The 13082-nt window shown below is 75.0% G+C and carries 16 protein-coding genes; 6 read left to right on the forward strand and 10 right to left on the reverse strand.

Going from position 1 to position 13082, the window contains the following annotated elements; translation table 11 throughout:
* Window positions 1–103: 103 nt before the first annotated feature.
* The 3 genes from ACGFS9_RS23465 to ACGFS9_RS23475 all read right to left on the reverse strand — a co-directional run bounded on the left by ACGFS9_RS23465 (window position 104) and on the right by ACGFS9_RS23475 (window position 3008).
* Window positions 104–1147, reverse strand: coding sequence for a zinc-dependent alcohol dehydrogenase family protein (locus tag ACGFS9_RS23465; protein ID WP_393255856.1), 1044 nt, complete (start codon window positions 1145–1147; stop codon window positions 104–106).
* 38 nt (window positions 1148–1185) lie between these two features.
* Window positions 1186–2124, reverse strand: a complete 939-nt coding sequence (locus tag ACGFS9_RS23470; protein ID WP_393255858.1) for a sterol desaturase family protein — start codon at window positions 2122–2124, stop codon at window positions 1186–1188.
* A gap of 173 nt (window positions 2125–2297) precedes the next feature.
* Window positions 2298–3008: a VIT family protein gene (locus ACGFS9_RS23475; RefSeq protein ID WP_393255859.1), complete on the reverse strand. Its 711-nt coding sequence runs from the start codon at window positions 3006–3008 to the stop codon at window positions 2298–2300.
* A gap of 322 nt (window positions 3009–3330) precedes the next feature.
* On the opposite strand from ACGFS9_RS23475, the gene ACGFS9_RS23480 reads away from it, so the two are divergent.
* The 5 genes from ACGFS9_RS23480 (at window position 3331) to ACGFS9_RS23500 (ending at window position 8315) form a co-directional block, all read left to right on the forward strand.
* Window positions 3331–4317 (forward strand): DEDDh family exonuclease, encoded by a 987-nt coding sequence (locus ACGFS9_RS23480; RefSeq protein WP_393255860.1) that lies wholly within the window; start codon window positions 3331–3333, stop codon window positions 4315–4317.
* 155 nt (window positions 4318–4472) lie between these two features.
* Window positions 4473–4706: a hypothetical protein gene (locus ACGFS9_RS23485; RefSeq protein WP_393255862.1), complete on the forward strand. Its 234-nt coding sequence runs from the start codon at window positions 4473–4475 to the stop codon at window positions 4704–4706.
* An 88-nt stretch (window positions 4707–4794) separates the two neighbouring features.
* Window positions 4795–5589 carry an SURF1 family protein gene (locus ACGFS9_RS23490; RefSeq protein ID WP_393255863.1) on the forward strand — a complete coding sequence of 265 codons (795 nt, stop codon included), beginning with the start codon at window positions 4795–4797 and terminating at the stop codon, window positions 5587–5589.
* Between the two features lie 85 nt (window positions 5590–5674).
* Window positions 5675–7504 carry a glycoside hydrolase family 15 protein gene (locus tag ACGFS9_RS23495; RefSeq protein ID WP_393255864.1) on the forward strand — a complete coding sequence of 610 codons (1830 nt, stop codon included), beginning with the start codon at window positions 5675–5677 and terminating at the stop codon, window positions 7502–7504.
* A gap of 55 nt (window positions 7505–7559) precedes the next feature.
* Window positions 7560–8315, forward strand: a complete 756-nt coding sequence (locus ACGFS9_RS23500) for an SDR family oxidoreductase (protein WP_393255866.1) — start codon at window positions 7560–7562, stop codon at window positions 8313–8315.
* A 32-nt stretch (window positions 8316–8347) separates the two neighbouring features.
* On the opposite strand, the gene amaP is transcribed toward ACGFS9_RS23500, so the two are convergent.
* The 5 genes from amaP to ACGFS9_RS23525 form a co-directional block, all read right to left on the reverse strand.
* Window positions 8348–8926, reverse strand: a complete 579-nt coding sequence (gene amaP / locus ACGFS9_RS23505) for an alkaline shock response membrane anchor protein AmaP (RefSeq protein ID WP_393255868.1) — start codon at window positions 8924–8926, stop codon at window positions 8348–8350.
* A 5-nt stretch (window positions 8927–8931) separates the two neighbouring features.
* Entirely contained in the window at window positions 8932–9612 is a 681-nt protein-coding gene (locus tag ACGFS9_RS23510; RefSeq protein ID WP_393255869.1) for a DUF6286 domain-containing protein, read from the reverse strand.
* The gene (locus ACGFS9_RS23515; RefSeq protein WP_393255870.1) at window positions 9609–9977 is read right to left on the reverse strand and encodes an Asp23/Gls24 family envelope stress response protein; all 369 of its coding nucleotides are present in this window, start codon (window positions 9975–9977) and stop codon (window positions 9609–9611) included. The genes ACGFS9_RS23510 and ACGFS9_RS23515 overlap by 4 nt, the downstream gene beginning before the upstream one ends.
* A 57-nt stretch (window positions 9978–10034) precedes the next feature.
* Window positions 10035–10220, reverse strand: a complete 186-nt coding sequence (locus ACGFS9_RS23520; RefSeq protein WP_393255871.1) for a hypothetical protein — start codon at window positions 10218–10220, stop codon at window positions 10035–10037.
* A gap of 103 nt (window positions 10221–10323) precedes the next feature.
* Window positions 10324–10806, reverse strand: coding sequence for an Asp23/Gls24 family envelope stress response protein (locus ACGFS9_RS23525; RefSeq protein ID WP_393255872.1), 483 nt, complete (start codon window positions 10804–10806; stop codon window positions 10324–10326).
* A gap of 88 nt (window positions 10807–10894) precedes the next feature.
* On the opposite strand from ACGFS9_RS23525, the gene ACGFS9_RS23530 reads away from it, so the two are divergent.
* A complete protein-coding gene (locus ACGFS9_RS23530) occupies window positions 10895–11692 on the forward strand; it encodes a nucleopolyhedrovirus P10 family protein (RefSeq protein WP_393255873.1) in 798 nt (265 codons plus the stop codon).
* Window positions 11693–11763: 71 nt separating this feature from the next.
* Here the strand turns inward: ACGFS9_RS23530 and ACGFS9_RS23535 are convergent, their stop codons facing one another.
* Window positions 11764–12567 (reverse strand): enoyl-CoA hydratase/isomerase family protein, encoded by an 804-nt coding sequence (locus tag ACGFS9_RS23535; RefSeq protein ID WP_393255875.1) that lies wholly within the window; start codon window positions 12565–12567, stop codon window positions 11764–11766.
* Window positions 12568–12711: 144 nt separating this feature from the next.
* Window positions 12712–12933: a helix-turn-helix domain-containing protein gene (locus ACGFS9_RS23540; RefSeq protein WP_043439149.1), complete on the reverse strand. Its 222-nt coding sequence runs from the start codon at window positions 12931–12933 to the stop codon at window positions 12712–12714.
* Window positions 12934–13082: the final 149 nt, after the last annotated feature.

Here is a 13082-nt window from a genome sequence, read left to right on the forward strand (position 1 = left end):
GTCGCGGGACCGGCCGGGCGGAGGCGCGGGCCGGTCGCGCGGGGAGGGCGGGCGGTCCGGCGGGCCGCGGTCGCGTCACCCGGGCCGGCCGCCGGCCGCTCGGTCAGCCGGTGACGAGGACCTTCAGGGCGGTCCGCTCGTCCATCGCCCGGTAGCCCCCGGGGACGCCGTCCAGACCGACGGTCAGGTCGAAGACCGGCGAGGGGTCGACGGTGCCGTCGAGGACGTCGGGCAGCAGCTCGGGGATGTAGGTGCGGACCGGGGCGACGCCGCCGCGCAGGGCGATGTTCCGGTCGAACATGACCCCGAGGTCCAGGCCCGTGCCGCTGCCGTGAGGCACGCCGACGAAGCCGATGGCGCCGCCGTCGCGGGCGATGTTCACGGCCGTGCTCATGGACTGCTCGGTGCCGACGGCCTCGACGACACAGGCCGCGCCCTGACCGCGGGTCAGCTCGCGCACGGCCTCCACGGCGGCCTCGCCCCGCTCGGCCACCACGTCGGTGGCGCCGAAGCGGCGCGCGATGTCGGTGCGCGCCTGGTGCCGGCCCAGCGCGATGATCCGCTCGGCGCCCAGCCGGCGGGCGGCCAGCACGGCGCACAGGCCGACGGCGCCGTCGCCCACGACGGCGACCGTGGCGCCCTTGCGCACCCCGGCGCCGAGCGCCGCGTGGTGTCCGGTGCCGAGGACGTCGGAGAGCGTCAGCAGCGCGGAGAGCAGGTGGTCGTCGGAGGCCGCCTCCTTGGGCAGCTGCACCAGGGTGCCGTCGGCGAACGGCACGCGGACCGCCTCGCCCTGCCCGCCGTCGTACCCGACCGCGCCCCAGAAGCCGCCGTGCTCGCAGGAGGTGGTGAGGCCGTCGCGGCAGTAGTCGCAGACGCCGTCGGACCACATGAAGGGCGCCACCACCAGGTCGCCGCGGCGCACGCCGGCCACCTCGGAGCCGGTCTCCTCGACGATGCCGAGGAACTCGTGGCCGATGCGCTGCCCCGCCTGCCGGGCCGCCTCGCCGCGGTAGGCCCACAGGTCGCTGCCGCAGATGCAGGAGCGCAGGACCCGCACGACGGCGTCGGTGGGCAGCTGCACCGTGGGGTCGGGCACGTCCTCCACACGCATGTCGAACGGGGCGTGGATGGTGGTGGCGCGCATGGCGAGGGTCCCTCTCGTGCGGGTGTGCTGGGGTGCGCTCAGGGGGTGGTCGAGCGCACCCCACCGTACGTCGCCGCGGCCCCGGACGCCGCGCGGCCGGACGGGCCGATCGCGGCGTCCGGCCCGGGGAGGGTGCGGGCGGCGGGCGGGGCGGGCTGCCAGCCCGGCCCGCGCAGCACGCGCCCGGCACGCTCGCTCCAGGTGGCCGCGGCCCGCACGTCCCGGGCGATCGCCGCGTACTCGTGGGTGGCCACCCGCAGCGGGTTGTGGGTGGCGATGTTCTTGGTGAGCCCGTAGACGGGCCGTTCGGTCTCGGCGACCCACGATCCGAAGAGCCGGTCCCAGACGATGAGGATGCCGCCGAAGTTGCGGTCCAGGTAGCCGCCCTGCGAGGCGTGGTGCACACGGTGGTGGGAGGGGGTGTTGAGGAGGAACTCGAACCAGCGGGGCATCCGGTCGACGCGCTCGGTGTGGATCCAGAACTGGTAGACGAGGTTCAGGGACGAGCAGAACGCCAGGGCCGCGGGGTGCACGCCGAGCGCGACCAGCGGGAGGTAGAACGGCCAGGACGTCCAGCTGGTCCAGGGCTGGCGCAGCGCGGTGGTGAGGTTGAAGCGGCGGCTGGAGTGGTGCACGACGTGACAGGCCCACAGGATGCGGACGACGTGGTGGCCGCGGTGCGCCCAGTAGTAGAGGAAGTCCTGGCCCAGCAGCATCAGCGGGACCGTCCACCACAGCAGCGGCACCCGCAGCGGCGTCAGCGCGTAGACGGCGGCGTAGACCGCGACGATGGGGATCTTCCACAGGAAGTCGAAGACCAGGCTGCCGAGGCCCATGCCGACGCTGGTCGCGGCGTCCTTCGCCTCGTAGCCCGCGGCGTCGTCGTCCGGATGGAGGCGGACGCTCACCATCTCGATCACGGCGAGCAGCACGAAGGCGGGTATGGACCAGAGCACGACGTCGGGCAGGTTCGGCATGGATGCACGGTAGGGCCGCCGGTCGGCCCGCGGCCAGAGGTCGTTACCCACAAGTACGGTCCGGCCCCCGGGGCCGGGCGGCCCGGCACCGGCCGTCGCGCGAGGGGCGGGTCCGGTGCGCGTCCGCGGTGGCGCCCGGCGAGCCCGCCGGGCCCGCCGGGCCCGCCGCCGGCTCAGACGCCCGCCGCCCCCAGAAGCGCTCCGGCCGCGTAGGTGACGGCCATGGCGAGCGCTCCCCCGCTCATGTTGCGCACGACCGCGCGCCGCGGGTCGGCCGCCCCGAGCCGGGCGCTGCTCCAGCCGGTGAGGGCGAGCGCGGCGAGCACGGACACCACGGTGACGCCCAGCCGCCAGGCCGCGGGCGGCAGGACGATCGCGAGCAGCGGCAGCAGGGCGCCGACGGTGAAGGCGAGGAAGCTCGCCCAGGCCGCGTGCCAGGGGTTGGTGAGGTCGTCGGGGTCGATGCCGAGTTCGACGGACGCGTGCGCCTTGAGGGCGTCGCGTTCGGTGAGCTGTTCGGCCGCCTCGCGCGCCACCTGCCGGGACAGGCCGCGCTGTTGGAGCATCTGGGTCAGCTCCTCCAGTTCGGCCTCGGGCTCCTCCCTCAGTTCGCGCCGCTCGGTGGCGAGCGCCGCCATCTCCGAGTCGCGCTGGGTGGACACGGAGACGTACTCGCCGGCCGCCATCGACATCGATCCGGCGAGGAGCCCCGCGAGGCCCGCGGTGAGCAGGGCCGCCCGGTCGTGGGTGGCGCCGGCCACGCCGACCACCAGGCCGGCGGTGGACACGATGCCGTCGTTGGCGCCGAGGACCGCGGCCCGGAGCCAGTTGAGCCGCGAGCCGAGGGTGGCGCCGTGGGCCTCGTCGTGCGTCGGTTCCGTCACACGGGGAGGATGCCATCCGGGCGGCCGGGCGCGCCGCACCGACCCGGTCTTTCCCGGCCCGGGGGCGCCGTTGCCGCGGCCCCGCGGACGGGTCGGCCCGGGTCAAAGGCCGCGCCGGGCGGGCGGCGGGCGGCGCCCGCCCGGAAGCGGACCCGCGCGACGGGCCGGAGCCGAACCGGCCGCGACCGCGGCCTCCTGACGGACCGTCACCGCGGTCCGCGGCGGCCCGCGCGCGCGAAGCCCGGTCCGGGGACCGGGCACGCCCCGGGTCCGGGCAAGGCGGCGGCGACGCTGTCCGTCCCGGCCCGTATCCTCAGGGACCATGCTCGAAGACCTCACGACCGCAGCGTCCCCAGCCTCCTGGCCGGCCGCGTATCCGCAGGGATACGCGGTCGTTGACGTGGAGACCACAGGGCTGGCCCGCGACGACCGGATCATCTCCGCCGCCGTCTACCGGCTGGACGCGCGCGGCGAGGTCGAGGACCACTGGTACACGATGGTCAACCCGGAGCGCGATCCGGGCCCGGTGTGGATCCACGGGCTGACCGACGACATGCTCCGGTCCGCCCCCCTGTTCCCGGAGATCGCCGAGGAGTTCGCCGCCCGGCTCGACGGCCGGGTGCTGGTCGCGCACAACGCGGTCTTCGACTGGTCGATGATCGCCCGCGAGTACGCGCGCGCCCGGCGCGAGGCGCCGGTGCGGCAGCGGCTGTGCACCATCGCGCTCGCCAAGGAGCTCGGCCTGCCGCTGCCGAACCACAAGCTGGAGTCGCTCGCGGCGCACTTCGGTGTCGTGCAGCAGCGCGCGCACCACGCGCTGGACGACGCGCGGGTGCTGGCGGAGGCGTTCCGCCCGAGCCTGCGGGCCGCCGCGCGCGACGGGGTGCGGCTGCCCCTGCTGGAGTGCCTCCCGCTCAAGGAGTGGTCCGGCGGCGGTGCGGCGCCGCGGATCGGACGGCAGGGCGCCCACGGCTCCGGGGGGTATCCGTCCGGCAGTTGGCGCCCCTCCCGCAAGCGCCCCGCCTGCCCCTACCCCAACCCGGGGCGGTACGAGTCGGGCAAACCTCTCAAGCAGGGCATGCGGGTCGCCTTCTCCGGGGACACCTCGGTGGACCGCGAACTCCTGGAGGACCGCGCCGTCGAGGCGGGGCTGCACGTCGCGACGAGCCTGTCCCGGCTCACCAGCCTGCTCGTGACCAACGACCCGGAGGCCGGCACCTCGAAGGTCGTCAAGGCCCGGCAGTTCGGCACACCGGTGATCGACGAGGCGGCCTTCGGCCAGCTCCTGCGGGACGTCGAGCCCGCCTGAGCGGGGCCGGGCCGCCGGCCGGCGGCCCGGCGTTCGAACGGCCGCCGCACGAGTGACCGAGACACCCGCGGGAGTGACGGTCGTACGGGTGATTGACGCGCGACGCGCCCGGTTCCCGCTCGCACCCGCCGCGGCGGCCCCCCACCCTGTGGCCCATGGCGAGATGCGAAGTATGCGGCAACGAGTACGGCATGACCTTCGAGGTGCACGCGCAGGGCGCGGTGCACGTCTTCGACTGCTTCTCCTGCGCGATCCACCGGATGGCCCCGATCTGCGAGCACTGCCGGGTCCAGGTCATCGGTCAGGGCGTCGAGGTCGAGGGCCACTGGTACTGCGGCGCGCACTGCGCCCGCGCGGAGGGGAGGACCGGCATCGTCGACAAGGTCTGACCGCCCGCCCGGACCGGCGGCGGACCGCGCGGCCCTCGGCGGGACCCTCCCGTCGGGGGCCGAAACCGTGCCGAGTACCGTCAATGGGGTGTACCGCTTCCTGTTGTCCCGGCAGTGGGTGATCCTCACCCTCGTGGCCCTCGCGCTCATCCCCACGATGATCAAGCTGGGCTTCTGGCAGCTGCACCGGCACGAGCACAAGGTCGCCCTCAACGCGGTGATCTCGGACTCGCTGGCCGCGAAGCCGGTGCCCGCCGAGACGCTGACCGCGCCCGGCCGCCCGGTCCGGCACGACGACCTGTACCGCCGGGTGACCGCGACGGGCCACTTCGACACCGCGCACGAAGAGGTCGTCCGGCGCCGCACCAACGCCGACGGCGAGGTCGGCTACCACGTCCTGACCCCGTTCGTGCTGAACGACGGCCGTGTCCTGCTCGTCAACCGCGGCTGGGTCTCCTCGGACGGCGCGCAGACCGCCTTCCCGAAGATCCCCGCGCCCCCGAGCGGCCGGATCACCGTCACGGGCCGGCTGATGGCCGACCAGACCACCGCGGACAGCGGCATCAAGAACGTCCGCGGACTGCCCGACCGCCAGGTCATGCTGATCGACAGCGAGCAGCAGGCGAAGCGGCTCGGCGCACCCGTCCTCGGCGGCTACGTCGAGCAGACGGCGCCACGGCCCGCGCACGGTTCCCCCGAGCTGATCGGCGACCCCGAGCACAGCGACATCGGCCCCCACATGGCCTACGCCATCCAGTGGTGGCTGTTCGCCGCGGGCGTCCCCGTCGGCTGGGTGGTGCTGGCCCGCCGGGAACGCCGCGACCGCGCGGAGGCGGCGGCGCAGACCGCGCCGGAGGCGGAAGCGGAGCCGGCGGGCGTCTGAGCCCGGACGCCGGCGCGGAACACCGGCTGTCCGCGCCACTCCGGCGGCCCGATTGGCACCCGCCCGGGTCGGGAACCCGTCCACCGTGCACCGACGCATCGAGGACTACGCGCTCATCGGGGACGAACAGACCGCCGCTCTGGTGGGGCGTGACGGCTCCGTCGACTGGCTCTGCCTGCCCCGCTTCGACTCCGCCGCCTGCTTCGCGGCCCTGCTGGGCGACGAGGACAACGGCCGCTGGCGGATCGCGCCCGAGGGGGCCGACACCTGCACCCGGCGCTCCTACCGCGAGGACACCCTGGTGCTCGACACCGAATGGGACACCCCCGAGGGATCGGTCCGGGTCACCGACCTGATGCCGCAGCGCGAGCACGCCCCCGACCTGGTCCGGGTCGTCGAGGGGCTCGGCGGCCGGGTCCGGATGAGCAGCGAGCTCCAGCTGCGCTTCGACTACGGCTCCGTGGTGCCGTGGATGCGCCGGGCGGACGGCCACCGGGTGGCGGTGGCCGGCCCGGACTCCGTGTGGCTGCGCAGCGAGCCGCCCGTGCCCACCTGGGGCAAGAACTTCCGCACCTACTCGGAGTTCACCGTCGAGGAGGGCGAGAAGGTCGCGTTCGTGCTGACCTGGCATCCCTCGCACCGGCCCCGGCCGGCGCTCCACGACCCGCTCAAGGCGCTGGAGACCAGCGTCGCCGACTGGCGCGCCTGGGTGTCCCGCTGCCGCTACGACGGGCCGCACCGGGACGCCGTCGTACGCTCCCTGCTCACGTTGAAGGCCCTCACCTACGCACCCACCGGCGGGATCGTGGCCGCCCCCACGACCTCGCTCCCCGAGCAGCTGGGCGGTGTCCGCAACTGGGACTACCGCTACTGCTGGCTGCGCGACTCCACGCTCACCCTCGGGGCGCTCCTGTCGGCCGGGTACCTGGAGGAGGCCCAGGCCTGGCGCGACTGGCTGCTGCGCGCGGTGGCGGGCGATCCGGCGGACCTGCAGATCATGTACGGCCTGTCGGGCGAACGCCGGCTGCCGGAGTACGAGATCCCGTGGCTGTCCGGCTACGCCGGGTCCGCGCCGGTCCGGGTCGGCAACAGCGCCGTCGAGCAGCTGCAGCTCGACGTCTACGGCGAGGTCATCGACTCGCTGTGGCTGGCGCGCCGCTCGGGCCTGCCGTCCAGGCCGCACATGTGGCGCGTGCAGTGCGCCATGATGGACTTCCTGCGCGTCGCCTGGCGGCAGCCCGACGAGGGCATCTGGGAGGTCCGCGGCCCGCGCCGGCACTTCGTCCACTCGAAGGTGATGGCCTGGGTCGCCGCCGACCGGGCCGTGCGCACCCTGGAGGACGACCCGTCGCTCGACGGGGACCTGGAGGGCTGGCGCGCGATGCGCGACGAGGTGCACCGCGAGGTGTGCGAACACGGCTTCGACACCGAGCGCAACACCTTCACCCAGTCCTACGGCTCCGCCGAACTCGACGCCTCCCTGCTCCTCATCCCGCGGGTCGGCTTCCTGCCCGCCGACGACCCCCGGGTGGTCGGCACCGTCGACGCCGTCCGCGCCGAACTCGCCCCCGACGACTTCCTGGTGCGCCGCTACAGCACGGAGGCCGCCGGTGTCGACGGACTCCCCGGCGACGAGGGCGCCTTCGTCGTCTGCTCGTTCTGGCTCGCCGACGCGCTGTACCTGACGGGCCGCACACGCGAGGCGCGCGACCTGTTCGAGCGGCTGCTCGGGCTCGCCAACGACGTCGGGCTGCTGTCCGAGGAGTACGACCCCGTCGGGCAGCGCCAGCTCGGCAACTTCCCGCAGGCCTTCAGCCACATCGGCCTGGTCGTGAGCGCCCTCAGCCTCTTCGGCGTACCGCCCGGCGGGCAGCGGGACGACGGCACGGGGCCGGCCACCCCCGACCGGCCGTAGCACGGCCCGCACGGCCGCCCCGGGGCGGCCGTGCGGCATGGGGGAGGATGGGCCCATGGACCTTGGACTGAAGGATCGTGTGTACGTCGTCACGGGAGCCACCCGGGGCCTGGGCCACGCCGCCGCGCGTGAACTCCTCGCCGACGGCGCGAAGGTGGTCGTCAGCGGGCGGGACGCCGCAAGCGCCGCCGACGCCGCCGCGAAGCTCGGCCCGGGCGCGGTCGGGGTGGCGGCCGACAACGCCGACCCCGAGGCGCCGGCGCGGCTCATCGGCGCCGCCCGGGAGCACTTCGGCGCCTTCGACGGCATCCTCGTCAGCGTGGGCGGACCGCCGCCCGGCTTCGCCGCGGACAACACCGACGAGCAGTGGACGGCCGCCTTCGAGTCGGTCTTCCTGGGCGCGGTCCGGCTGGCGCGCGCCGCCGCCGCGGAACTCGGCGAGGGCGGCGCGATCGGCTTCGTGCTCTCCGGGTCGGTCTACGAGCCGATCGGCGGTCTGACCATCTCCAACGGGCTGCGCCCCGGACTCGCCGGCTTCGCCAAGTCCCTCGCCGACGAGCTGGGCCCGCGCGGCATCCGGGTCGTCGGACTGCTGCCGTCGCGCATCGAGACGGGCCGCGTGCGCGAGCTGGACGGCCGGTCGGCGGACCCCGAGGCCACCCGCGCCGCCAACGAGGCCCGCATCCCGCTGCGGCGCTACGGCACCCCGGAGGAGTTCGGCCGCACGGCCGCGTTCCTGCTCTCCCCCGCCGCCTCCTACCTGACCGGCATCATGGTCCCCGTCGACGGCGGGATGCGCAGCGGCTTCTGAGCGCCCGGCCCTCCCGCGCCGAGGTCACGCGCTCAGGTCACGCGCTCCGCGCGGTGCTTGACGCCGCGCAGCCGCACCTCCGCCGGCAGCGCCGCGAGGCCGGCCGAGTTCCGCGCGTGCGCGAGGGCCTCCTCGGTCAGCCGGTTCAGCGCCCACCCGGGGTCCACGTGGGGTTCCAGCCGGAGCCGCACGCGCGCCTCGGGTCGGCTGCGGCGGCCGGTCAGCCGCACGCGGGCCGTGTCCACGCCCGCGAGCGCGTCGGCCTCGGCGGCCAGGACGCTCTCCAGGGCCCGGCCGCGCAGCAGGGCGCCCTCCCCGTCGCCGGTGTCGACGAGCACCTCGGCCAGGCGGCGCCGCCGCAGGTCGGCGATCAGCCACCACAGGGCGAGCAGCACCAGGACGGCCAGCGCCGCGATGACGACGGGCCACCACCAGCCCTCGTCGCGCCACTTGGTGCGCTCGGCGGTGCTGAGGAGGACGTCGTGCCGTCCGTCGTGGATCCACCAGGAGGGTGGCCGCACGCCGAGCCCGACGGCGAGGACGGAACCGCCGAGGGCGAGCAGGATCAGCCCGGCGAGGCCGATGAGGACACGGTTGACGGTCCGGCGCACGGACCTCACCCCTTCCGTCCGGGACGGGCCACCCGCACCGAGAGGCCCGGCGGACGGGACAGTCCCAGTCCGCGGATGCCGTCGGTGAGCACGGTGTCCAGGTCGGCGCGGACGTCGTCGAGTTCGCGGAAGTGCGACACGGCGCGGACGTCGACCTTCCGGCGCTTGGTGCGCACCCGTACCGACTGGACGCCGGCGACCTGCATGGCCCGGTCGCGCAGGGCCATGGCGGCGGCTTTGCGGTGCAGTCCGGCCCGCACGTCGCGATGGGTGCGCCGCATGGGCAGCAGACCGCGCAGCCCGGGGGTGGCGGCGAGCACGACCAGCCACAGTCCGAGCGCGGCGGCGACGCCCGCGCCCACCAGGACGGCCGTGTCGTCCAGGGGACGTTCGGCGAGCTGGCGGGCGAGCGAGGTGCGCCACCGCATGGCGCCGTGGCCGGCGCGCACGGCCGCCACGTCGTAGAGCAGGAAGCCGGCGGCCACCAGGAGCAGCAGCGCCAGGACCGCCGCCGGGACACGGCGCGCGGACCAGAAGCGGCCCTGGCGGCCGTCGTCGTCGCCCAGGGTCCCCGACGGCTCGTAGGCCGCCGCCGAGGCGGACTGCCCGAGCGTGGCCGCGTCGTCGCCGGTCTTCTCCAGGACGGGCAGTCTCCGGGTGTCCTCGGAGCCCTGGGGCTCGCTCATCGCGTCCTCCGCTGTGCCGGTCCCGGCCCGTTCGCCAGGTGCAGCCGCTCCACCTGGACGGCCACCTCCGGTACTTCCATTCCCGCCAACGCCTCTACCCGCTCGGCGACATGACGACGCACCGCGCCGCACAGGCCGCCGATGTCGGAGGGGTAGCCGAGTTCGAGGCTGACGCGGACCCGGGCACTGTGCGTGGGGCGCTCACCGGGCCCGCCGGCACCGGCCGACTGCCGGCGGACGACCACCGTGGCGTGCGGGGCGACCGCGTCCCCCGGCAGCGGCGGAAGGGCCTCGCGGGCCGCCCGTGAGGCGATCTTCGCGACGACCCGGTCGGCGATCCGGGTGGCGCCCCGTTCGGGCGCCACCACGACTCCCGTGTCCGGCCCGGTGCCGCCGGGCCGGACGGCCTGACCCGGCACGGGTCACCGCCGCCGTTCGTCGCGCGTGCGGAACAGGTCGCCCACGTCGAGGTCCCCCTCCAGGAACCTCCCGACGAGGTACCCGACGGCACCCAGTGCGGCCACCAGGAGAAACGCGCCGAATCCGCCGAAGTACCCGGCGAAGGCCAGCGCCATACCGGCGATCATGCCGACAACGGCCAAGCTCATGGTGCGCTCCTCAGCGGTTCGGCTGCCGTCCGCTCACCCGGGGCCGGGGCGGCCGGGCGGTCCGGGACGTGCGGGTGACGGTGTCGGTGTCGGTGACGGGAGGTCACTGGAGACGGGACTCCGGTTCCTCGTCTTCTTCCTCGGGGAGCTTCACATCACTCACCGCGATGTTGACTTCCACCACTTCGAGACCGGTCATGCGCTCGACGGCGCCGACGACGTTCTCCCGGACGTCGCGGGCCACGTCGGAGATCGAGACCCCGTAGTCGACGACGATCTCCAGGTCGAGGGCGGTCTGCACCTCGCCGACCTCGGCCTTCACCCCGCGGGTCACGGACTTGCCGCTGCCGGTGCCCGGCACCCGGTCGCGTACCGCCCCGAAGGTCCGGCTCATTCCGCTGCCCATGGCGTGCACGCCGACCACGTCGCGCGCCGCGAGCCCGGCGATCTTCTCCACGACCCCGTCGGCGATGGTGGTCCGCCCCCGGGTGCCGGGGGCGCCGCCGCCCCGCTTGACGGGCCTGTTGCCCGTGCCCTTGTCGGTGTCGGGGCCCTCGGTCCGGTTCCGCTCGGTCATATCGGTCATAGCGATACGTCCCTTTCGGTCGTCCTCCTGATCTCACATTAGGTCGGGTCGCGCGGTCGCGCGCCCGCTGATGGGGCAGGCTGGAGCAATGACGGCTGACCGGTGGGCACAGGCGGTACGGCATCAGCTCCGCCTCGGCAGGCTGCTGCCGCTGGGGGAGGCGCGCGACGGCGCCTGGATCACGGAGGAGGCCGCGGAGTCGGTGCTGCGGCGGGCCGCCGCCTCGGTGGGCGGCGTGCGGCTCGGCAGGCTGCGGATCGCGCTCGTCGATCCGGACGGCACGGACGCGCCGGCGGTCCCCGCCCCGCCCAGCGCCCTGGCCCCGGGCCCGTTGCGGGTGGCGGCGGAGTGCGCGGTGGCCGCGGACCCCGGGGACGTGGGCGCGCAGGCCCTGCCGGTCGCCGCGGACCGGCTGCGCCGGGCACTGTCGGCCGCCGCGACGCACCGGCTGGGCCTGGAGGTGTCCGAGGTGGACCTCCGGGTGACGGAGCTGCTCGCGGACCCGGCGCCGTCCGGCGGCTCCCCGGCCGGGGACGCACCGGCCGGGGAGGGGACGGCCGCCGCGGCCGGTGGCCCGGAGCGGCCGGAGGCGGCCGAGGGGCCCTCCGGGCGCGAGGACTCCGGGGCATCCGAGGAGGCGCGGCTCGCCGCCGCCGCGCGGGCCGTACCCGGCGTCACCCGGCTGACGTCGGCACTGGGCCGTTCGGTGGACATCGCGACGCCGGCAGAGACCGGTCCGGCCGTCCCCCGCCGTCACGTCCGCGTCGAGGTCGCCGTTCAGGCGGAGGGTCGGGCGGTGGACGTGGCGCGCGCCGTCAGGACGGCGGTCGCGGGGGCCGCCCGGGACACCCCGTCCGTGGCGGTGCTGGTGACCGCGGTCGGCTGAGCGCCGGGGCCGGGCCGTCGGTCCCGGGTGGACCGACCGGCGTCCCGGCCGTCGGAACGCCCCGGCCGACGTCAGTCGCCGACGCCCGCGAGGTCGCGCAGCCGGCGGGCCTGGGCGGCTCGCTCGGCGGTGCGCTGGTCCTCGTAGGAACGCTCCTGGGCACCCCGCAGCAGGGCCTTCGTCTCGATGACGGCGTCGCGCGGGGCGGCCAGGAGCGCCGAGACGAGGTCGCCGACGGCGTCGTCGAGCTGGGCCGCGGGGACCGCGAGGTTGGCGAGGCCGGTGCGCTCGGCCTCCTCGGCGAGCACGAAGCGGCCGGTGGCGCAGATCTCCAGGGCGCGCGCGTAACCGACGAGGCCCACCAGAGGGTGGGTGCCGGTGAGGTCGGGGACGAGGCCGAGGCTCGTCTCGCGCATGGCGAACTGCACGTCGTCCGCGACGACCCGCAGGTCGCAGGCGAGCGCGAGCTGGAACCCGGCACCGATGGCGTGGCCCTGCACGGCGGCGACGGACACGATGTCGCTGCGCCGCCACCAGGTGAACGCCTCCTGGTACTCGGCGATGGTCGCGTCGAGGTCCGCGTCGGAGCCCCGCGCGAGGTCGATGAACGACGGTTCGCCGTCGAAGCCCTCGGGCGTGAACGCCTGCCGGTCGAGCCCCGCGGAGAAGGACTGGCCCTCGGCCCGCAGGACCACGACCCGGACGGAGCCCGGCAGCGACCGGCCGGCCCGCGTCAGCGCCCGCCACAGAGCGGGGCTCTGGGCGTTGCGCTTGGCCGGATGGGTCAGTGTCACCGTGGCGATCGCGTCGTCGACGGTGAGCCGTACGCCGTCCTGGTCGAGAACCGGTTCGAGATCCTTGTCGAGCGAAGCCATGGGGCGCCTCCGATGGGTGCGGTCGGATCAGGCGCGCGCCTCGTGACATCACGAGGACACGCCTAAGTGACTGCACAGTAACCACCCGGTCGGCCGGTCGTCCGACCGGGTGGTCACCACCGAAGCCGATGGGGACGCCCGGCCTCAGGCCGAAGGGGCCTTCTTGCCGCGCGTCGCTCCGCCACGCCCTCGAAGCGTGACGCCCGACTCGCTGAGCATCCGGTGCACGAAGCCATACGAACGGCCGGTCTCTTCGGCCAGCGCTCGGATGCTCGCACCGGAGTCGTACTTCTTCTTCAGGTCTGCCGCGAGCTTGTCGCGCGCGGCGCCGGTCACCCGGCTGCCCTTCTTCAGAGTCTCGGCCACCCGTGCCTCCTCATGGGAAGTGCGCTCTGGACTCTCATGATCACCCCTCCCGCGCGTCATGGCCACCCATTCGGCAAGGTCCGTGGGACAAGGTTGTGACGACAGGAGCCCGTCCCCACGAGCGGAACCCTTGGTTCCGGCTGGTGCCG

Source organism: Streptomyces sp. NPDC048566 (genome assembly GCF_043199735.1).
Lineage (GTDB): Bacteria > Actinomycetota > Actinomycetes > Streptomycetales > Streptomycetaceae > Streptomyces.